Raw genomic sequence first — 17,442 nt, 5'->3', positions numbered from 1 at the left:
TTTGACCTCATGGCCGAATCCGCAGGAAATCGCGAGCACCCACTCAACCCCCACCGAAAACGCAGCTTTACTGACCAGCCCGGTACCGCCCAGGTGTCGTGCCCACGAGGTTGCCGAACGCGGCGATGAAGTGGCTCGGGTTGGCCCAGCCGCAGGCGTGCGCGACGTGGGTGGTGTCGTGGCCCTCGGACAGGAGGACGAGGGCGTGGTGGATGCGCAGCTGGGTGCGCCACTCGTGGAAGGTCATGCCGAGTTCGTGGTGGAGCAGGCGGCTGAGGGTGCGGGCGCTGGCGCCGGTCGTCCGTCCCAGGTCGGCGAGAGGGGTGTTGTCCGCGGGGTTTTCGGAGAGCACACGGGCGACGGCGCGCAGGCGGTCGTCGTAGGGGTCCGGCAGGTGCAGGGGCTGTTCGGGGGCCGCGTGGAGCTCGTCGACGAGGACGCGGCGGAGGCGGGCGCGCGCGGCGGGGGCGAGGGGGCGCGCCGCGGGGTCGTAGTTGCGGGGGCCGGTGAGGGTCAGCAGCACGCTGCGGGCGAGGTCGGACGCGGTGAACACGGCGGGGTGGTCCGGCACGAGCCGGGCCAGCGACGGGGGCAGGAAGACGATCCGCATGTCCGTGTCGCCGTGGGCGCGGTGCTGGTGGCCGGCGCCGGCGGGGGTCCAGGCGACGCGGTTGGCCGGGACGATGGAGGTGCCCTGTCCGGTGTGGACGGACAGGACGCCGCGGGCCGCGTAGACCAGGTGGCCGCGCGAGTGGGACGACACGGGGCTGGTTCCGCCCGACGGCCACCGGTGCGCGCCGCCGGACGGCCAGACGTGCGAGTGGGCAGGTTGGCGGCCGTCGGGCATGGGTTGGCATTTTACCGGTGGCCGGACACGCTGCAGCCGGGTGAGAGTGCACGGCATGACGACGACGATGCGAGCGGCGGTGTGCGTCCGGGCGGGCGGGCCGGAGGTGCTGGAGGTCCGTGAGGTGCCGGTGCCGGCCGTGCGGGAAGGCTGGAGCCTGGTGCGGGTGCGCGGCACGGGCCTGAACCGGTCGGACTGAGGACGCGCCAGGGGCATTCCCCCGACGTGAGGTTCCCGCGGGTGCTGGGCATCGAGTGCGTGGGAACCGTCGCCGCCTCCACCGATCCCCTGCTGCCGGAGGGCACCACCGTCGCGGCCGTGATGGGTGAACTGGGGCGGCAGTTCGACGGCGGCTACGCGGAGTACGCCCTGGTGCCGAACCCGCTGCTGATGCCGGTCACGACGACCTTGCCGTGGGAGGTCCTCGCCGCCCTGCCGGAGACGTACCTGACCGCCCAGGGCGCGCTGGACAACCCTGGCGGCCACGCACGGGCGGCTGCTCATCCGCCGCGGGACGTCGTCGGTGCCGGCCGCCGCGTCGATCGCGGCCGCCCACGGGGTCGAGATCGCGGGGACGACCCGGCAGCCGGCCAAGGCCGACGCCCTGCGCGCCGCCGGTGTCGACCACGTGCTCCTCGACCCCGGCGGCTCGCTCGCCGCGAGCGTCCACGCGCTCTGGCCCGGCGGACCCGACCACGTGCTGGACCTCGTCGGGGCGAGCACCGGTGGTCGACTCGCTGGGCCTGGTCCGCCGCGGCGGGACCGCGTGCGTGGCGGGTTCGCTGAGCGGGTGGGTGATCCCCGACCTCGAACCGATCGCGATGATCCCGTCCGGGACGAAGCTCACGGCGTTCCACAGCGACACCGTCAAGGGCAGCACGGCCGCGCTGCAGCGGGTCGTCCGCGAGGTCGAAGCCGGCGGGTACCGGCCCAACGTCGACCGGGTCTTCGGCCTCGTGGACATCGCCGAGACCCACCGCCACCTGGAAAACGACCGTGCCACCGGGAAACTCGTCGTGCTGCCCTGACCGCGCACCGCCGGGGACCGTCCACTCAGGACGGAAACTCCACGTCGAGTCCCATGATCGTCGTGGTGCGGCTGCGGCGGAACCACCTGCGGGCCGGGACGATGTCGGGCAGCTCGTCGAGCAGGGCCTTGCGCTGCGCCGGGGTCACCGCGCGCCAGCGCAGTTCCAGCACGGGCCGGACCGGAGACACGAAGGCGCGCACCCGCTCGTGGACCTCCGCGACGCGGGTGCGGTACTCCCGGTCCGGCTCGTAGGACAGTTCCAGGTCGATCAGCGGCTCGGCGCCCCCGGCCCGGTGCCGGCACCTCGACAGCATCCGCGCGATCTCGTCCACGGCGAGCTGCACCGTGGTGGTCATCCGGTTCTGCCACGGGCCGGGGTGCAAGGAGTCGACCCCGGCCGGCGCCAGATCCGCCAACGGCACGATCAGGGCGCCGATCGCGGTCCCGGTGAGCTCGACGCGGAGCCGGCGCCCGCCCGCGTCGGCGCTGAAGCGGGGCACCCGGCCGGCCAGTCCGACACCGGACCGCAGCCGCACCCACTCCGAGACGTCGCCGGGCGGGTGGCCCGACAGCACGAACGTGAACTCCAGCTCGTCACCCGCGAGGTTCATCTTCGCCGGGAACGGGGACCCGAGGTCGGTCATGAACGCCGAGCCGATGGTGAGAGCGACGCTGGACCCGCCTCCGGTCATCACCGCCTCCTCGTGTGGGGTCCCGGCTACACCTGCAGGTCCGTTTCGATGCGCTTGAGGTAGTGCCGCGCCAGCGCCAGGTTCGCGCGTTCGCGGTCCAGCACCAGGTAGAGGAACAGCGAGTTCCGGGAACCGACCGAGTTCAGCAGGCGGATCAGGTGGTACTGGCGGTGCAGCGTGATCAGGATGTCCTCGATGCTGTCGTTGAGCGCGAGCGACGCCATCACCCGCAGCTTGGACCGCACCACCTCGGTGTTGCCGGCCGCGGCGACCTCGAGGTCCAGCCAGTCGCCGCCGCCGCTCGTGCCGAGCGACATCCCGCTGTCGTAGTCGACCAGCGCGACGCCGATGGCGCCGGCGATCGACATGGCTTCCTTCAACGCGGTGTCGATGTTCATCATCACTCGAACTCCTCCTGTGAACTGGTGGTGGACGGGGTGCCGGATTCGGCTAGGCGGCCAGGATCGCGCCGAGCCGCTCGATCACGGGGCGGGACTCGAACAGCAGGCGGCCGACATTGAGTCCCTTGTCCCCCATGACGACCAGCACCGCCACGCGGCCGATCGCGTAGACGGCCATGTAGCCGTCACTGCTGAAAACCACGGTCTGCTTCAACGTGCCTTGCCCGCACACCTCCGACGCCTGGCGCGCGATCCCGAGGTCGGCGGCCGCCAGCGCGGACAGCTTCGCGGGATCCAGGTGGTCGGCCGCGTCGGCCATGATCGGTATCCCGTCGACCGCCGCGAGCACCGTGTCGGTGACGCCGGCGACGTTTTCCCGGAGTTTTCTCAGCTCGGCGGCCAGCGCGTCGAAATCCACTATTCTTTCTTCCTGCATCGAAAAGGACGAACGGATCGGATGGAATTCCGAAGACCCGGTGTACCCCGGTGACCGGGTGGGCAAGATCCGCGCACAGCACATTCGGAGTCAGTCCGATGATCACGTTCCAGCAATGACTCCGAGTCAATTCGTGGTGCGAAACCCGGCCGGCCGACTCGATCATCGCCCATCGGGGTCACTCTTGCGAGCGCAGACACTACCCAAACCACCACTCTCGGCCAACCAGCGACACAAGATCACTTGCGGCGCCACACGATCAGCCCAACCGCATCCCGTCACCGCGCACCAGAACCGAGGAAATGGTCTGGTCGACGTCAAAAGATCACCGCATCACGGCCGGGGGCGTTTGCCGTCTTCGATCACCCGCGCGAACTGCTACGACGCGAGCGGGGAATCGCGGCCGCCGGCGCTGGATTTACCGTCCACTCACCTGGTCGCGCCTGCTCCGGTCGGCCGATAACGCAGGACTGGTACAACTGTGAAACACACCACGTCGCTCGCCGAATGCACCCATTCGGCCGCCACTAATACCGCAATTCGGCCTATTCATCTTCGCGGTTCGAGTGTGGTGCGCGGCACTCCGATGTGGACAGTGCCGGACCAGGAGGGCCCGGATTAGCCCGAATGGCCGCAACAGAAAGCCTTACCAAAACCGGACAATGCCTGCATTATGGGAGCCGGCCGGAGCCACTCGAGGGGACGGTGTCATGGCCACCTGGTGGATCGACTACAGCAGCAAGAAATTGTCCGCCGCCGAAATCCTGGCCACACCGGTCGGGCCGGACGGCGAGCATCCGACCGGGGTGATCCGGTACATCGACGCGCCGAACCTGCTGAGCACCAAGCACACGAACACCACCGAGTACAACGACCACCGCGCGGCCGGGCTCGGGATCGCCCTGTACTTCGAGGTGGGCAAGAACGATCCGATGGGCGGGTTCGCACAGGGGCAGGAATACGGCAGGCGCGCTCTCGCCGGGGCGAACCTCCTCGGATTCCCCGGCGTCGTGTTCTTCTGCGCGGACCGGTGGTTCACCTCAGCCGGGTTCCCGACCATCACCCCCGCCCTGTGGCGCGGCTACCTCGACGGCGCGGTCAGCATCCTCGGCCGCGGCCGCACCGGCGCATACGGGTTCGCCGACGCCATGGACGCCGCGGTCGGCCACGTCGACTACTTCGTCCAGTGCGGCCGCCAGTCCGAGGTCCGCGACTTCGTGCACGGCTGGCAGGACAACAACGTCCAGCCGCAGGTCGGCGGCATCCAGACCGACCGGGTCCTGATCCGGCACCCGATCCCGTTCACCCCCACCCGGCCGGGCGCGCCCGGTGTCCAGAACGACGAGGAGTGGAACATGCAGCTGGCGTCCGGAGACAACCGCAGCCTCTCCTTCGACATCCCCACCGGGGCCACCCAGCTCCGCGTCAACTGCCCGATCGACTTCCTCGTCGTGCACGGGATCTGGCAGGCCGGGGAGTCCCTTCCCACCGGGACCAACTTCGACTACAAGTGGAGCTACGAGGAGGACTTCCGGGTGGACCGCCTCCGCCCGTGGAAGATCCGCGTGGTCGCGGGCGCGACGCAGGGGTCGATCATCTACTCGTACTCCCCCGGCCACCCCGAGCGGATCGCGTCGCTGTCCTTCCGCTGACCTCCCGGCCGCCGGCGGGCACCGCCTCACCCGGACCGGGCGAGGCGGGCAAGCCGCCCGGGTCGCGACGATGGCGAGCAGACCACCGTCGGCGCGCACACGAGGAGGCGGACGTGGCCGAGGAAACCGGCGCCGGACGCCGTCCCACGGCGCGGCGGGCCGTCGCGGCCGCCGCGGCGCTGCTCGGCGCGCTCGCGGTCACCGCCGCGTGCTCGGGCGGCCAAAGCGGACCGACGCCGGCGCCGTCCAGCGCGCTGTCCGCACCGGCCTCTCCCGCGCCGACCTCGGGTGACTCGCGCGTCGAGTGCGCCGCCGTCGCCACGGCGGCCCAGAACCTCGCGACCAAGACGGCCTCGCTCGTCACCGGCCAGGCCAGCCGCGACGAGGTGGCCACCGCGGCGCGTGACCTGCGGTCGTCCCTCGACGCCGCCCGGGCCGTCGTCGGGCCGGAAGCGCGGTCCGACCTCGACGCCGCCGGCAGCGCGGTCCAGCAACTGCAGGACGTGCTGACGACCCAGCCGCTCGACGTCACCGCGCTGCGCACCGCCGCGACGCAGGTCGCCACGTCGGTCGGCGCCGCCCTCTCCGTGTGCGGCGGCACCTCGAGCACCTCGAGCACCCCGGGCGCCCCGAGCGCGCCGAGTACCCCGAGCACCGCGGCAACGACCTAGGTGTCGGGTACGACCGGGAAGTTCACCGGTCGCGGTACTGCCGCCACACCACCGCACCCGACTAGCGTTCACCTCGGCAGCACCGGTGCCGGCAACGACGCCACGACCCGAGGCTCCGCACCCACTCCGTTTCGCGCACGAGAGGACAGCTCATGCCCAAGGTGACAGTCGGGGAAGAAAACGGCGCGCCGATCGAGCTCTACTACGAAGACCACGGCGCGGGCCGCCCGGTCGTGCTGATCCACGGCTGGCCCCTGTCGAGCCGGTCGTGGGAGGGCCAGGTTCCGGCGCTCGTCGAAGACGGCTACCGTGTGATCACCTACGACCGCCGCGGGTTCGGGCAGTCGTCGCAGCCGTGGGACGGCTACGACTACGACACCTTCGCCGACGACCTCGACAAGCTCCTCGCGGCCCTCGACCTCACCGGCGTCACGCTCGTCGGCTTCTCGATGGGCGGCGGCGAGGTCGCGCGCTACGTCGGCCGCTACGGCACCAGCCGGGTCGCCAAGGCCGTGTTCGCCGCGGCCGTGCCGCCGTACCTGTACAAGGAGGACGGCAACCCCGAAGGCGGTCTCGACGAAGCCGCGCTCACGGGCTTCCACGACGGGATCCGCGCCGACCGCCCCGCGTTCGTCGAAGGGTTCGTCACGAACTTCTTCTCCGTCAAGGGCCGCACCGACCTGGTCAGCCCGTCGGTGCACGCCTACAACACGGTGATCGCCGCGTTCGCCTCCCCGAAGGGCACGCTGGACTGCACCACCGCGTTCACCAAGACCGACTTCCGCGACGACCTGAAGGCCTTCACCATCCCGACGCTGGTCATCCACGGCGACTCGGACGCGATCGTGCCCTTCGAGTTCAGCGGGAAGCGGACCGCCGACGCCATCCCCGGCAGCCGGCTCGTGCTCGTCGAGGACGCCCCGCACGGCCTCAACGTCACCCACGCCGCCACCTTCAACGCCGAGCTGCTCACCTTCCTGCGCGAGTGACGGCCCGCGCCGGTGTGGTGCGTTCCGGCACCACACCGGCGTGCCGGTCACACGACCGGATGCCCCGCCTCGGCGAGCAGTTCCTCCGAAAGCGCCCACAGCCGCCGCGCCTTCGCCGGGTCGAGCGCGAAGCCCGCGACGCCGCGTCGCACACCCTCGGTGAACGGTTCGGCCTCCTGGCAGTCTTCGAAGTACTTCCCGCTCACGCCCGCCACGAGCGGCGACGCGGCGAGCAGCACCGAAGTCGCGGCGCCCTGCGGGATGTCCTTCACCGAAACGCCGGTCGCGCCGGAGGGGTCGAAGGCCGACGGCGGGTTCTCCCTGTGCCGGCCGAGGTTCGTGGACCAGATGCGGCCCGGGTTGAGCGCGTTCACCGTGATCCCGTCGGCGGCCCACAACCGGGCCGCCTCGACGGCGAAGAGGATGTTGGCCGTCTTCGACTGGCTATAGGCCGCCCACGGGTCGTACGGCGTGCGGGTGAAGGAGACGTCGTCGAAGAGCACCTCGCCGTTGACGTGTCCCACCGAGCTGACCACGACCACGCGGGCGTCTCCCGCCGCGGCGAGCGCGCCGTGCAGGCCGGTCGCCAGCTGGAAGTGACCGAGGTGGTTGGTGGCGAACTGCAGCTCCCAGCCCTGCGCCGTCCGCCGCTCGGGCGTCGCCATCACGCCGGCGTTGGCCACCAGGGTGTGCAACGGCCCTGACCAGGCCGCCACGAACGCGCCGACCGAGGCCGGGTCGGCCAGGTCGAGCGTGGCCACGAGCACGGCGGAGTTGCCCGTGCTCGCCGCGATCTCCCGCGCCACCCGCTCCCCCGCCGCCGGATCGCGCACGGCCAGCGTCACCTCCGCACCGGCCGACGCGAGCGCGCGGGCCGTCTCCTCGCCGATCCCCGACGCCGCCCCCGTCACCACGGCGCGCCGGCCGCTCAGGTCGACCCCGGCGACCACCTCGGCCGCCGTGGACGTCGCACCGAAGGGCGTGGTCACTCGCTGGGTCATGGTGCTGTCCTCTCTGCTCCGCTAGTCTCGTATGTGGAGCCGGTTCCACTTACGACTATAAGCGGATGCGGGTCCACTTAGCAAAGAGGAGTGGCGTGACGAACACCGGACGGTCGCTGCGGGCCGACGCGCAGGAGAACCAGGACCGCATCCTCGATGCCGCGGCGCGCGCGTTCTCCCTCCAGGGGGCGGACACCTCGCTCAAGTCCATCGCGAAGGAGGCCGGCGTCGGCATCGCCACGCTGTACCGGCGGTTCCCGGCCCGGGAAGACCTGGTGGAGGCGACCTATCGCAGCGAGACCGAACGCCTGGCCGGATCCGCCGCGGACCTGCTCGCCGAGCTGCCGGCCGACGCCGCCCTGCGCGCGTGGGCGGAGCGGTTCGTGGACTACACGCTCACCAAGAACGGGATGGCCGAAGCCCTGCCCGGCATCCTGGCCGCACGCGAAGGCCTGCGCACGCACAGCCGCGACCTGCTGCGCGCGGCGATCGGCCGCATGCTGGCCGCCGCGGCCGAAGCCGGGACGCTGCGCGCCGACGTCCCGGCCGACGACGTGATGATGGCGATCGGCGGCGTCACCCTCATCGCGGGCCACGAGGACCAGCGCGAGCTGGCGTCACGGCTGCTGGACCTGGTCGTGGCCGGGCTCCGGCCCCATTGAGCCTCAGGCCGTCTTCACCCCGACCAGCTCGGCCGAGCGGTCCCACAGCCGGCGGGCGAGGTCGTCGTCGGTGGCCTGCGGGTTCACACGCCGCGCGACCTTGCCACGCTCGTAGTACGCGCCGGACTCCCATTCGGCACCGGGCTCGCCGGTCGCCAGCCAGACCAGCTGGCGCGCGCCCTTCTCCGGGCTGACCATGGCCATCCGGCCGAGCGGGTTGTTGTAGACCAGCCGGAAGAAACTGGAGCTCTCGGTCGCGAAGGCCGTGGCGACGGCGCCGGGGTGGAACGCGGCCGCGGACAGGCCCCGCGCGTGGAACCGGGTGTGGAGCTCGCGGGTGAACAGGATGTTCTCCAGCTTCGCGGTGCCGTAGGCCTTGTGCGGGGTGAACGCGGCGTCGTGGTCGAGGTCGTCGAGCCGCAGGTCGCCGAACAGCCGGGCGCCCGAGCTCGACGTCTGGATCACCGAGGCGCGCGACGCCAGCAGCTTGTCCATCAGCAGCGTCGTGAGCAGGAACGGCGACAGGTGGTTGACCTGCAGGGTCTTCTCGAAACCGTCCTCGGTCTTCGCCCGGTCGCCGAAGATGCCGCCGGCGTTGTTCACGAGGACGTCGATGCGCGGGTGGGCCGCGTCGAGCGCGGCGGCCAGGTCGCGCACCTCGGCGAAGCGCGCGAAGTCGGCGACGTGGTGCTCGACCCCGAGCTCCTTCGCAACAGCCTCGGTCTTGGCGGGCGAGCGCCCGGCGACCACGACCCGGTGGCCCTCGGCGTGCAGGCGGCGGGCCGCGGCCGCACCGATGCCGTCGCTGGCACCGGTGATCACGATCGTCTTCGGTTCGGACATGACGCTCCTCGCTCTCGGGCTTGCTTGATCGGCACTGTACGCCACTCTTGGCACTCAGTGCCAACTCCGCCCGGCGCTGCTAGGGTGGGCCGGTGACCGACCACCGCCCCGGCCTGCGCGAACGGACCCGCCGGGCCGTGCAGCAGGACATCACCGAGGCCGCGCAGCGGTTGTTCGTCGAGCACGGCTACGAGCGCACGACGATGGACGACGTCGCCGAGGCCGCGGGGCTGTCACGGCGCAGCCTGTTCCGCTACTTCCCCACCAAGGAAGACCTGATCGTCGGCAAGTTCGAGGTGCTGGCCGAGACGATGGTCGAACGGCTGCGCGAGCGCCCGCTCGACGAACCGGCGTGGACCTCGCTGCGCCGGGTGTTCGACTTGCTGGTGCCCTACGTCGACGCGCCCGGCAAGCACGAGGTCGCCGAACCCATGCAGCGCATCGTCTTCGCGACACCCGCACTGCTCGCGAGCTACCTCGAGAAGCTGCACCGCATGGCGGCCGCGGCCGAGACCGTGCTGCGCGAGCGCGCCGAAACCCGCGGCACGCGGTGCGACCCGGCCGACCCGGCGCTGCCCGCCGTCGCCGGCGCCGCGTTCTCGTGCCTGCTCGCCGCGCAGCACGCGTGGCTCGCCGGAGGCGCGATCGAGACATTCGCCGCGTGCCTCGACCGGGCGATGGCCGCCGTCGCCCCCGCCGGCAACGCTTGACCCGTACCGGTTCCGCCCACGTCGGCGCGGATTTTCCCGACAGCGCCGCCGTGCCGCGGGCGGAGACCGCTGAAATCGTTGCCACGGAAGGTGTGTCCGCGCCCCGCACAACGGCACAGAGAGCGCGTAGGGTGCGAAGTGCCGCCCCGGCCCCCGGCGGTGAGCCAGCGGAGTGAGGGGCCGCCGTGGATTCCGTGGACTTGACGGGCATCGCCGAACCGCACCTGAGCACCGTGGCCGCCATCGTCGGCTACGTGCGCCAGGGCCGGTTCACCGAAGCCGAGGCACAAAGGATGATCGACCGGGTCCGGGTGCGGAGCCCGGAGAGTCCACAAGGGACGGTCGGGTCCGGGCTGCCGCGACCCGCCGGAGAGAGCGCTTCCCCGGAGCTGGGGAACCCGTGATCAGTTCTTGCCGTACGCCCGTGTCAGCACCACGGCCGGGTCGAGTTCGCGTTCGGCCAGCGAGCGGGCGACTTCGCCGAGCCGCGCGTTGTGGCTGCGCGCATACCGGCGCAGCGCCGCGAACGCGTCCGCCATCGACAGGTGCCCGCTGACCGACAACACGCCCTTCGCCTGTTCGATGACCACCCGGCTGGTCAGCGCCGACTGCAGCTGGTCCGACCGCACTTCGCCGCGGCGGATGGCGCGCTCCTGCAGGATCCCGATCGTGGCGGTGTCCGCGAGGCCCTGCGCCAGCTCGAGGTCCTCGGGCGGCACGCTCGCGCGACCGAACAGGTTCAGCGCGCCGATCGTCAGCCCGCGCAGCCGCAGCGGCAGCGCGTGCACCGAGGCGAACCCCGCCCGCTGCGCCGCCGCGGCGAACCGCGGCCACCGCTGCGTGTACGCACCGATCGACGCCGCGTGCACTGCCGTGCCGGATCGGAAGCATTCCACGCCCGGTCCCTCGTCGACGCCGAGCTTGACCAGCTCCCGCAGCCCGTCCTGTTCCGAGGACGCCAGCGCGCGGAGGCTCCCCCGCTCGTCGGCGAGCGTCAGCCCTGCGGCCCCCACTTCGAACAGCTCAACACAGCGCTGCGCCAAGACGTGCAGCAAGTCTGCGACGTCGTAATCGTCGACCAATGTGTCGGCCATCGACACACACGCCCGGATGATCAGTAGCTCTCGATCGCCCACCACAGCAACCCTCCCCGTTTTCGCCCGTGGTGTTCATACTGGTCCTCCTTCCCACGCCACGTCCAACTCCGGCCCCCGCGCGTCGACGTTCCCCGCCTGTCCGTTACTTCGGCCGCAGAAAGGTTCAGCCGGGCGGCCGATGTGCCGATCCCCCATCCGGTCCCGCCGGTGTCACCCGCGGGCGTTGGCGATCAGGAACGTGTAGTGGCCCTCCAGGTCCTCGCGCGCGTCGAGGACCTTCTCCGCGAGTCCCACCCTGGCCTCGCGAGAGAGGAACAGCTGCGTGTCGTCGATCGCGACGACGTCGTCGCCCAATCCAGGGCAGGTCGCCACCTCCACCTCGACCGCCGCTCCCGCCCGGGGCGGCCCGTCGAGGACGAGGCGGCAGCCGCCGCGCCGTCCGACGTGGTGGGCCTCGGTGATCCGGTCGATCGCCGCGATCGCCGATCGGGTCATGGTGAGCATCCGTCATCCCGCCTTTCTCCGGTCGTTTCTCCAGTCGTTTTTCCTGTCCTGCCCCGGCTCCGGCCGGTCAGGACCTCGTCTTGCGGTCCAGCTCCACCGTCCACTCGTGCTGCCAGCGCCGGATCCGCATGCGGTCGAGCCCGAGGGCGAGCGCGCCGTAGAGCAGGCTCAGCAGCGCGCAGAACCCGGCCCACGTCCCGAACCCCGTCATCGCGCCCTCGACCGAGGCCGTGCGCGGGTCGAGGGGCGGCGGCACCGGGTCGCCGGCCCGGTCGAGCCACACCACGACCGTGTCGCCGGCCTTGGTCAACGGGTCCGCGTCGACCTGTGCGACGCGGAAACCCCCGTCCGGCAACCGCCACCGGGCGTCGCGCGGCTGCGGCCCACCCGGCACGCCGTCGGGGCCGACGGCCTGCTGCGGCGGCCCGTCGACGAGCAGCGTCGCGTCGACGCGGTGGCGGCTCGCCGCTTCCTCGGTGGCCTGGTTTCCGCGCTGCGCGGCGGTTTCCGACCCGACGACGCCGGCGAACGGCACCGCCAGCAACGCGAGCACCACGAAGACGGCCAGCACCACCGCCTGGAACCGGTCGGACGACCGGACCACCACGCCGCCGCGCGGGACCAGGGCGTGCCACATCCGCCTGCACCAGTCGGCCGAACCGGTCACGGTGCTCGCCTCCCGTCGTCGGGACCCCCTCCGCTCACCGGTACGGGCGTGCGCGCCCGGTGCGCCGAAGCGCCGCGGGCCGCGAGCCAGATGCACGCCACTCCCCCGGCCAGGAACACCACGCCGACCACGACCAGCAGCACCGACAGCCAGCCAATCGCCGGCACGGTCGCACCGGCCTCCGCGTCGACGGCGACGCCGCGGGACCCGTCGGAGTTCATCACCACGACGGTCCAGTCCCCGTCGCGCACGGGCCACGCCACGGACTGCGTGCCGGGCCCTGAGGCCTGGCCGGCCCAGATTCCCGCCTGCTCGGGCGGGATCGTGGCCGCGCCGCCCGGGGTGTCGACGCCGACCGAGCCGCGGTCGCCGAAGTCGGTCACCGTCGTGTGCTCGACGCCGGCGAGGTACCGCGCCGCGCTCGCGGCCGGCGCGATGCCGATGAAGACGCCCTGGGTGGTGTCGACGGCGGTGGCGCGGATCCGGGTGTCGCCGACGATCGCGGCGAGGTCCGGGCCACCGGTGCCCAGGCCGTGCAGCTGCACGGGGTTGCTCGCGAGCGCGTACCCCGAAGCGTTGAACGGGGCCGAGCCGGAGAAGTAGCCGTCGGCGTCCCGCTGGTTGCGGTCGGCCCACATCAGCGCGCTGCCGCCGGAAAGGAGGCCGGTGGAGAACAGCACGAGCACGGCGCCGCAGATCGCGGCGGCGATCCGGCCGCCCGTCCAGCCCGTGGCCGCCGGGCCGGGACCGCTCGCCGGTGGTGCCGGTGGCGGGGCGAACGGCGCTGCACCGGCCTCGGTCCCCGGCTCGGTCGCGGAACCGGGCGGCGGCTGGGTCAGCGGTTCCGGCGAAGGCGCCGGCCCGCCTGGTTCGCTGCCGCCCAGGTCGAGCCGGAACGGCGGGTACCGGTCGGTCAGCAGCGACACGTACGCGGCCACCCGCAGCACCCAGCGGTCGAGGCCGACGATGAAGTCGTACAGCGGGCGCGGGTACTTTCCGGTGAACAGCAGGATGACCGCCGCGATCAGCACCAGGATGCCGACGAGACCGCCCGCCGCCCAGGTGAAGTCGTACCGGCCCGACCGCGTGAACAGCCACGTGCCGCCGCCGACGAACAGTCCCACGATGACGAGCTGCGGCAGCGCCAGCAGCCACCACTTCACGAGCACGAGACCGCGCGAGAGCCGTTGCGGGTACTCGACCCGCAGCCGCGCCGGGTACTCGGGCACGTCGCCGAACGTGAACGGCGGGTACCGGTCGGTGCCGAGCGCGGCGTAGGCGTCGTACTGCACGCGGAAGCTCCACCGCAGCACGCCCACGGTGAACTCGAACAGCGAACGCGGGTAGCGGCCGGTCACGAGGATCGCGAAGAACGCCGCGATGCCCACGAACGGGTAGGCGATCCACAGGACCGTCAGGACGAGGTAGTGCGGGAGCGCCAGCAGCCACTTCACGAGCCAGAGCCAGCGGGACAACGGTTCGTCCAGCCGCGCCTCGACGTGGACCGGGTAGTCGGTGTTCACGTCTCGCACCTCCTTCACCTCGGCCACCGGCGAGGCCGCGGGTGTCCGCTTCGGTCCGAAGTGGACACCTGTTCGCGAAAACCGCCGGAGGCGGGCGGGTATCGCACCGCGGGCGCGACCCGTGGGGAACTTCCCGGGCGCTCGGTGGTGGAGTCCCACCGCACCGAGGTCCGGAGCCGGCGCCGGGCAGCGCCCGAAGGGAAGGACAGGGTTCGAGTGTTGCACGCCGTGACCGCACCCACCAGGGCCGCGGCCCGCGGCCGGTTCACCGTGACCCTCCGGAGACCTCCGCGCGAGCCGGGCTCACCGGGACCGTCCACACGAGACGGGTGCCGCCCGAGGGCGGGCTCTCCACGACAAACGTGCCACCGGAGTCGGTCGCGCGCTCCTCGAGGTTGCGCAAGCCGTTGTGCAGCCTCGAGGAGCGCGCCATCCCCGCCGGAAGACCCACTCCGGTGTCTGAGACCTCGATCACGAGGTGCTCGCCGAGCGTCACCGTGAGAGCCAGTTCGCCGGCGCGGGCGTGGCGCAGCACGTTGCTCACGGCTTCGCGAACCACGGCTTCGGCGTGTTCGGCGAGGATCGGCGGCACCCGGTCGAGCGGACCGGACAGCCGCACGGTGGTCCGGATCGCCGAGCCGCCCGTCGCTTCGGTGACGGCGTGCTGGAGGCTCGCGCGCAGGCCGCCGCGGCGTCCCGGGGCCGCGTGCAGCTCGAAGATCGCGCTGCGGATCTCCTCGATGACCTCCTGCAGCTGGTCGATGTGCCGCCCCAGCCGCGTCGCGACGGCCGGCGTTCCCGCGCGGCGCACCGTGTCCCGCATCTGGAGCCCGACCGCGAACAGCCGCTGCACCACGTGGTCGTGGAGGTCGCGCGCGATCCGGTCGCGGTCGACCACCACGTCGAGCTCGCGGCGGGCGGCCTGGTTCCCGGCGTCGCGCAGCGCGAGCGCGGCCTGGTCGGCGAACGCGGACACGATCTGCAGCTCCTGCTCGTCGAACCGGGCCGCGCCGGGAGCGCGCACGGCGAGCAGGACACCGGCGATCGACTCACCCGAGCGCAGCAGCACCACGAGCGCGGGACCGAGGTCGACGCGCGGGCCGTCGGCGAGGTCCACGGCGAGCCCGGACACGCTGCGCGGCACGTGGTCGCGCAGCACCGCCCCGGACGTCGACCCGGCGACGGGGATCCGGCGGCCGGTGAGGACGTCCGAGTCCGGGCCCGCGCAGACGGTGACGACGAGCGCGTCCTCGCTCGCGGGCACGGCGATCAGCGCGTCGACGGAACCGGTGAGACCGGCGGAGCGGCTCGCGATCAGGCGCAGGACCTCGCTGATCTCGGTGCCGCCGAGGAGGGCGGCGGAGATTTCGCCGGTGGCTTCGAGCCAACGCTGACGGCTGCGGGCTTGCTCATAGAGGAGCGCGTTGTCCACGGCGATACCCGCCGCGGCGGCGAGTGCGGCGAGGGCCTGCTCGTCGTCGTCGGTGAACCCGGTGCCGCTGCGTTTTCCGGTGAGGTAAAGGCGCCCCAGCAGCGCGCCGCGCGCTCGCAGGGCCACGCGAAGGGATCTGCGGCCGGTCGGCGGAGTCCGCGCGCGGTCGAGGTGGTCGAACTCGGTGACGACGAAGCCGGTGGTGGCGCCGTCGGCGTCGAGCACCGCGAGCGCGCCGTAACGGGCGTCGACGAGATCCGCGGCGGTGGCGACGATCCGGCGCAGCGTGCCGTCCAGCTCCAGTCCGGAGGACAGGCCGACGACGGCCGCGAGCAGCGCGTCCAGCCGGTCGCGTTCCCCGGCCGGAGCGGTCGCGGGAACCCGGTCGACGTCCGGCATCCCGTCACTGTGGCACAGCGGATCGGGCCCGGGGTCACCCGTGAACGGCGACCTTGGACCCGGCACGCGGGACGTTCGGCACTAGGCCCGGCCCGGCGCGCGGAGGCAGCGTGGGGGACCGGGGTGCGGAGGTGACCATGAAGGCCGGAGTCATACCCGTCGGGCGGCTGAGCGCGCGCCAGGTCCGGTCCGTACTGCTAGCCGCGACGACCCCGCCGCCCCTGCACGACACGCGCCCGTGGCGGTTCCTGTGCACACCGGCGTCCATCGAGCTCTACGCGGGCCCGGCCGCGGGCGGCCGCCGCGGGCAGCTGCTCGACTGCGGCGCGGCCCTGATGAACCTCCGGCTCGCGGTGAAGGCCCAGGGCTGTCACCCCGACGTGCGCCTGCTGCCCGCCGCCACGCGGCCCGACCTCCTCGCCGTCGTGCGCCCGCGCGGGCTCGAGCCGGTGACGCCGGTCGACCGCAGCCTCGTCCAGGCGATCCGGTTGCGGCGCGGCAACTGCAGCCCCTTCAGCGCGGCCCTGGTGCCGCCGGTGGTGCAGCGCGAGCTCCGCAAGGCGGCCGAGCTCGAACGCGCCTGGCTCGCCACGATCGGCGACGCGCAACTGCCGCGGCTGTGCGAAATCATGTTTCCCGACAGCACCGATGGCACAGACGGAACCGACTTCGCGGCGGCACCCGGACGGTTGCTGGTCGCCGTCGGCTCGCTGCACGACACCCCGCTCGCCCAGCTGCAGGCCGGCCAGGCGGTGCAACGCGTCCTGCTCACGGCGGCCGCGACCGGGTTGTCGGCCGCGCACTGGTCCGACACCCTCACGCCGGCCCGCCGCCGCGACCTGCGCCGCCTGCTCGGCGGCGGTATGTGGCCCCAGGCCCTGCTGCGCCTCGGCCACGGCGCGCCCGTCCCGTTGCGGCCCCACACCGACCTCGACGCCGTGGTCGCGAGCGACGAACGGCCGTTCTCCCGCGGCTGGCCGTGATCACCCCGGTCGAGCGCCGAACGTGCCGTCACCACAAGGAGAACGCTCGTTCTCTGACCGCCGGCCGTACCTGCCCGGCTGCACAACACTTTTAACCCAACCGGGTGACCGCGTGCGTGGCGGTGCGATTCAGCGCGGACGGACCGCGGCCCCGGTTTTCGCTGACACGCCAAGCCACCTCCGGTGTCATCGCGTCAGCCGATGGGGAACGCTCGTTCTCCCCGGCCGGCCGCGATCAACCGCCGGCGCGGCGTTCCTCGTCGTGGAGCGCGGTGACGAGAACAGCCGCCTGGGTGCGACGTTCCACGCCGAGTTTGGCGAGCAGGCGGGAAACGTAGTTCTTCACCGTTTTCTCCGCCAGGAACATCCGTTCGGCGATCTGCCGGTTGGTCAGCCCTTCGCCGATGAGGTCCAGCAGCACGCGTTCCTGGTCGGTCAGCGCGGCGAGCGGACCGGGGCCGCGGGTGCTTTCGCGCAGCTTCGCCATCAGGGCCGCGACCGCGCGCTCGTCGAGCAGGCTGTGGCCGGCCGCGACGCGCCGGATCGCGTCGACGAGCTGAAGTCCCTTGATGTCCTTGATGACGTAGCCGTCGGCGCCGGCCAGGACGGCGTCGACCATCGAGCGCTCGTCGGTGAAGGACGTGAGCATCAGGCAGCGCAGGCCGGGCAGCGAATCGCGCAGGTCTCGGCACAGCCGGACGCCGTCGCCGTCGGGGAGCCGGACGTCGAGCACCGCGACATCCGGGCGCACGGCGGGGATCCGGGCCAGCGCCTCGGCGACGGAGGCAGCCTGACCCGCCACCGTGAGGTCGTCCTCGTCCTCCACGAGCTCGGCTACGCCGCGACGCACCAGCTCGTGGTCGTCGACGAGGAAGACGGTGATCACCCGCGCTCCGGCCACGG

General features: G+C 72.3%; 21 protein-coding genes and 1 pseudogene. 10 read left to right on the top strand and 12 right to left on the bottom strand.

All coding sequences use genetic code 11. The features are described from left to right. Nucleotides 1-67 precede the first annotated feature (67 nt). A complete protein-coding gene (locus AB0878_RS30520; RefSeq protein ID WP_366583667.1) occupies nucleotides 68-847 on the bottom strand; it encodes a helix-turn-helix transcriptional regulator in 780 nt (259 codons plus the stop codon). 55 nt (nucleotides 848-902) lie between these two features. Here AB0878_RS30520 and AB0878_RS30515 point away from each other — a divergent pair, with 55 nt between their 5' ends. The 3 genes and pseudogenes from AB0878_RS30515 to AB0878_RS30505 all read left to right on the top strand — a co-directional run bounded on the left by AB0878_RS30515 (nucleotide 903) and on the right by AB0878_RS30505 (nucleotide 1,875). Then, on the top strand, nucleotides 903-1,046 hold the full coding sequence (locus AB0878_RS30515; protein ID WP_366583666.1) for a hypothetical protein: 144 nt from the start codon (nucleotides 903-905) through the stop codon (nucleotides 1,044-1,046). Nucleotides 1,047-1,370: 324 nt separating this feature from the next. Continuing rightward, nucleotides 1,371-1,505, top strand: a pseudogene (locus AB0878_RS30510) (hypothetical protein); the annotation flags it as partial. A 67-nt stretch (nucleotides 1,506-1,572) separates the two neighbouring features. Further along, nucleotides 1,573-1,875: a zinc-binding dehydrogenase gene (locus AB0878_RS30505; RefSeq protein ID WP_366583665.1), complete on the top strand. Its 303-nt coding sequence runs from the start codon at nucleotides 1,573-1,575 to the stop codon at nucleotides 1,873-1,875. Nucleotides 1,876-1,900: 25 nt separating this feature from the next. Here AB0878_RS30505 and AB0878_RS30500 read toward each other — a convergent pair whose 3' ends face one another. From AB0878_RS30500 to AB0878_RS30490, 3 genes are read right to left on the bottom strand one after another with little or no spacing between them, the layout of a single operon-like run. Continuing rightward, complete coding sequence (locus tag AB0878_RS30500) at nucleotides 1,901-2,569, bottom strand: hypothetical protein (RefSeq protein ID WP_366583664.1); 669 nt, start codon at nucleotides 2,567-2,569, stop codon at nucleotides 1,901-1,903. Nucleotides 2,570-2,595: 26 nt separating this feature from the next. Further along, the gene (locus tag AB0878_RS30495; RefSeq protein WP_360598572.1) at nucleotides 2,596-2,967 is read right to left on the bottom strand and encodes a hypothetical protein; all 372 of its coding nucleotides are present in this window, start codon (nucleotides 2,965-2,967) and stop codon (nucleotides 2,596-2,598) included. A gap of 52 nt (nucleotides 2,968-3,019) precedes the next feature. Then, nucleotides 3,020-3,388 (bottom strand): roadblock/LC7 domain-containing protein, encoded by a 369-nt coding sequence (locus AB0878_RS30490; protein ID WP_220247833.1) that lies wholly within the window; start codon nucleotides 3,386-3,388, stop codon nucleotides 3,020-3,022. 728 nt (nucleotides 3,389-4,116) lie between these two features. Between AB0878_RS30490 and AB0878_RS30485 the strand changes: the two genes are divergently transcribed. The 3 genes from AB0878_RS30485 (at nucleotide 4,117) to AB0878_RS30475 (ending at nucleotide 6,718) form a co-directional block, all read left to right on the top strand. Beyond that, entirely contained in the window at nucleotides 4,117-5,058 is a 942-nt protein-coding gene (locus tag AB0878_RS30485; protein WP_366583663.1) for a glycoside hydrolase domain-containing protein, read from the top strand. A gap of 113 nt (nucleotides 5,059-5,171) precedes the next feature. Next, entirely contained in the window at nucleotides 5,172-5,729 is a 558-nt protein-coding gene (locus AB0878_RS30480; RefSeq protein WP_366583662.1) for a hypothetical protein, read from the top strand. Between the two features lie 152 nt (nucleotides 5,730-5,881). Beyond that, nucleotides 5,882-6,718, top strand: a complete 837-nt coding sequence (locus AB0878_RS30475; RefSeq protein WP_366583661.1) for an alpha/beta hydrolase — start codon at nucleotides 5,882-5,884, stop codon at nucleotides 6,716-6,718. 47 nt (nucleotides 6,719-6,765) lie between these two features. Here the strand turns inward: AB0878_RS30475 and AB0878_RS30470 are convergent, their stop codons facing one another. Next, entirely contained in the window at nucleotides 6,766-7,719 is a 954-nt protein-coding gene (locus tag AB0878_RS30470) for an SDR family NAD(P)-dependent oxidoreductase (protein WP_366583660.1), read from the bottom strand. Nucleotides 7,720-7,814: 95 nt separating this feature from the next. Between AB0878_RS30470 and AB0878_RS30465 the strand changes: the two genes are divergently transcribed. After that, nucleotides 7,815-8,381 (top strand): helix-turn-helix domain-containing protein, encoded by a 567-nt coding sequence (locus tag AB0878_RS30465; protein ID WP_366583659.1) that lies wholly within the window; start codon nucleotides 7,815-7,817, stop codon nucleotides 8,379-8,381. 3 nt (nucleotides 8,382-8,384) lie between these two features. Here AB0878_RS30465 and AB0878_RS30460 read toward each other — a convergent pair whose 3' ends face one another. Beyond that, nucleotides 8,385-9,224 (bottom strand): SDR family NAD(P)-dependent oxidoreductase, encoded by an 840-nt coding sequence (locus AB0878_RS30460; protein WP_366583658.1) that lies wholly within the window; start codon nucleotides 9,222-9,224, stop codon nucleotides 8,385-8,387. Between the two features lie 92 nt (nucleotides 9,225-9,316). Between AB0878_RS30460 and AB0878_RS30455 the strand changes: the two genes are divergently transcribed. Both AB0878_RS30455 and AB0878_RS30450 read left to right on the top strand, forming a co-directional pair. Continuing rightward, nucleotides 9,317-9,934, top strand: a complete 618-nt coding sequence (locus tag AB0878_RS30455) for a helix-turn-helix domain-containing protein (protein WP_366583657.1) — start codon at nucleotides 9,317-9,319, stop codon at nucleotides 9,932-9,934. 185 nt (nucleotides 9,935-10,119) lie between these two features. Then, complete coding sequence (locus AB0878_RS30450) at nucleotides 10,120-10,338, top strand: hypothetical protein (RefSeq protein ID WP_366583656.1); 219 nt, start codon at nucleotides 10,120-10,122, stop codon at nucleotides 10,336-10,338. On the opposite strand, the gene AB0878_RS30445 is transcribed toward AB0878_RS30450, so the two are convergent. From AB0878_RS30445 to AB0878_RS30425, 5 genes are all read right to left on the bottom strand, one after another. Then, a complete protein-coding gene (locus AB0878_RS30445) occupies nucleotides 10,339-11,028 on the bottom strand; it encodes a GAF and ANTAR domain-containing protein (protein ID WP_366583655.1) in 690 nt (229 codons plus the stop codon). It abuts the gene before it with no gap. A 213-nt stretch (nucleotides 11,029-11,241) separates the two neighbouring features. Continuing rightward, nucleotides 11,242-11,526, bottom strand: a complete 285-nt coding sequence (locus AB0878_RS30440) for a hypothetical protein (RefSeq protein ID WP_366583654.1) — start codon at nucleotides 11,524-11,526, stop codon at nucleotides 11,242-11,244. Between the two features lie 76 nt (nucleotides 11,527-11,602). Then, complete coding sequence (locus AB0878_RS30435) at nucleotides 11,603-12,172, bottom strand: hypothetical protein (RefSeq protein ID WP_366583653.1); 570 nt, start codon at nucleotides 12,170-12,172, stop codon at nucleotides 11,603-11,605. A gap of 26 nt (nucleotides 12,173-12,198) precedes the next feature. Continuing rightward, on the bottom strand, nucleotides 12,199-13,725 hold the full coding sequence (locus tag AB0878_RS30430) for a DUF4389 domain-containing protein (RefSeq protein WP_366583652.1): 1,527 nt from the start codon (nucleotides 13,723-13,725) through the stop codon (nucleotides 12,199-12,201). A 265-nt stretch (nucleotides 13,726-13,990) separates the two neighbouring features. After that, entirely contained in the window at nucleotides 13,991-15,556 is a 1,566-nt protein-coding gene (locus AB0878_RS30425; protein WP_366583651.1) for a GAF domain-containing sensor histidine kinase, read from the bottom strand. 137 nt (nucleotides 15,557-15,693) lie between these two features. Between AB0878_RS30425 and AB0878_RS30420 the strand changes: the two genes are divergently transcribed. Beyond that, on the top strand, nucleotides 15,694-16,539 hold the full coding sequence (locus AB0878_RS30420; protein ID WP_366583650.1) for a hypothetical protein: 846 nt from the start codon (nucleotides 15,694-15,696) through the stop codon (nucleotides 16,537-16,539). A 235-nt stretch (nucleotides 16,540-16,774) separates the two neighbouring features. Here the strand turns inward: AB0878_RS30420 and AB0878_RS30415 are convergent, their stop codons facing one another. Then, nucleotides 16,775-17,425, bottom strand: coding sequence for a response regulator transcription factor (locus AB0878_RS30415; RefSeq protein ID WP_366583689.1), 651 nt, complete (start codon nucleotides 17,423-17,425; stop codon nucleotides 16,775-16,777). Nucleotides 17,426-17,442 lie beyond the last annotated feature (17 nt).

The sequence above is a fragment of the Amycolatopsis sp. NPDC047767 genome (assembly GCF_040704195.1).
Lineage (GTDB): Bacteria > Actinomycetota > Actinomycetes > Mycobacteriales > Pseudonocardiaceae > Amycolatopsis.
Note: the sequence above shows the minus strand (reverse complement) of the source record. Positions and strands in the feature narration are given on the sequence as shown.

Bases quoted from the DNA above. Each gene is read 5' to 3' on its own strand.
- AB0878_RS30520 (WP_366583667.1), bottom strand. From the start codon at position 847: ATGCCCGACGGCCGCCAACCTGCCCACTCGCACGTCTGGCCGTCCGGC.
- AB0878_RS30515 (WP_366583666.1), top strand. From the start codon at position 903: ATGACGACGACGATGCGAGCGGCGGTGTGCGTCCGGGCGGGCGGGCCG.
- AB0878_RS30500 (WP_366583664.1), bottom strand. From the start codon at position 2,569: ATGACCGGAGGCGGGTCCAGCGTCGCTCTCACCATCGGCTCGGCGTTC.
- AB0878_RS30495 (WP_360598572.1), bottom strand. From the start codon at position 2,967: ATGAACATCGACACCGCGTTGAAGGAAGCCATGTCGATCGCCGGCGCC.
- AB0878_RS30485 (WP_366583663.1), top strand. From the start codon at position 4,117: ATGGCCACCTGGTGGATCGACTACAGCAGCAAGAAATTGTCCGCCGCC.
- AB0878_RS30475 (WP_366583661.1), top strand. From the start codon at position 5,882: ATGCCCAAGGTGACAGTCGGGGAAGAAAACGGCGCGCCGATCGAGCTC.
- AB0878_RS30470 (WP_366583660.1), bottom strand. From the start codon at position 7,719: ATGACCCAGCGAGTGACCACGCCCTTCGGTGCGACGTCCACGGCGGCC.
- AB0878_RS30460 (WP_366583658.1), bottom strand. From the start codon at position 9,224: ATGTCCGAACCGAAGACGATCGTGATCACCGGTGCCAGCGACGGCATC.
- AB0878_RS30445 (WP_366583655.1), bottom strand. From the start codon at position 11,028: ATGGCCGACACATTGGTCGACGATTACGACGTCGCAGACTTGCTGCAC.
- AB0878_RS30440 (WP_366583654.1), bottom strand. From the start codon at position 11,526: ATGACCCGATCGGCGATCGCGGCGATCGACCGGATCACCGAGGCCCAC.
- AB0878_RS30435 (WP_366583653.1), bottom strand. From the start codon at position 12,172: ATGTGGCACGCCCTGGTCCCGCGCGGCGGCGTGGTGGTCCGGTCGTCC.
- AB0878_RS30425 (WP_366583651.1), bottom strand. From the start codon at position 15,556: ATGCCGGACGTCGACCGGGTTCCCGCGACCGCTCCGGCCGGGGAACGC.
- AB0878_RS30420 (WP_366583650.1), top strand. From the start codon at position 15,694: ATGAAGGCCGGAGTCATACCCGTCGGGCGGCTGAGCGCGCGCCAGGTC.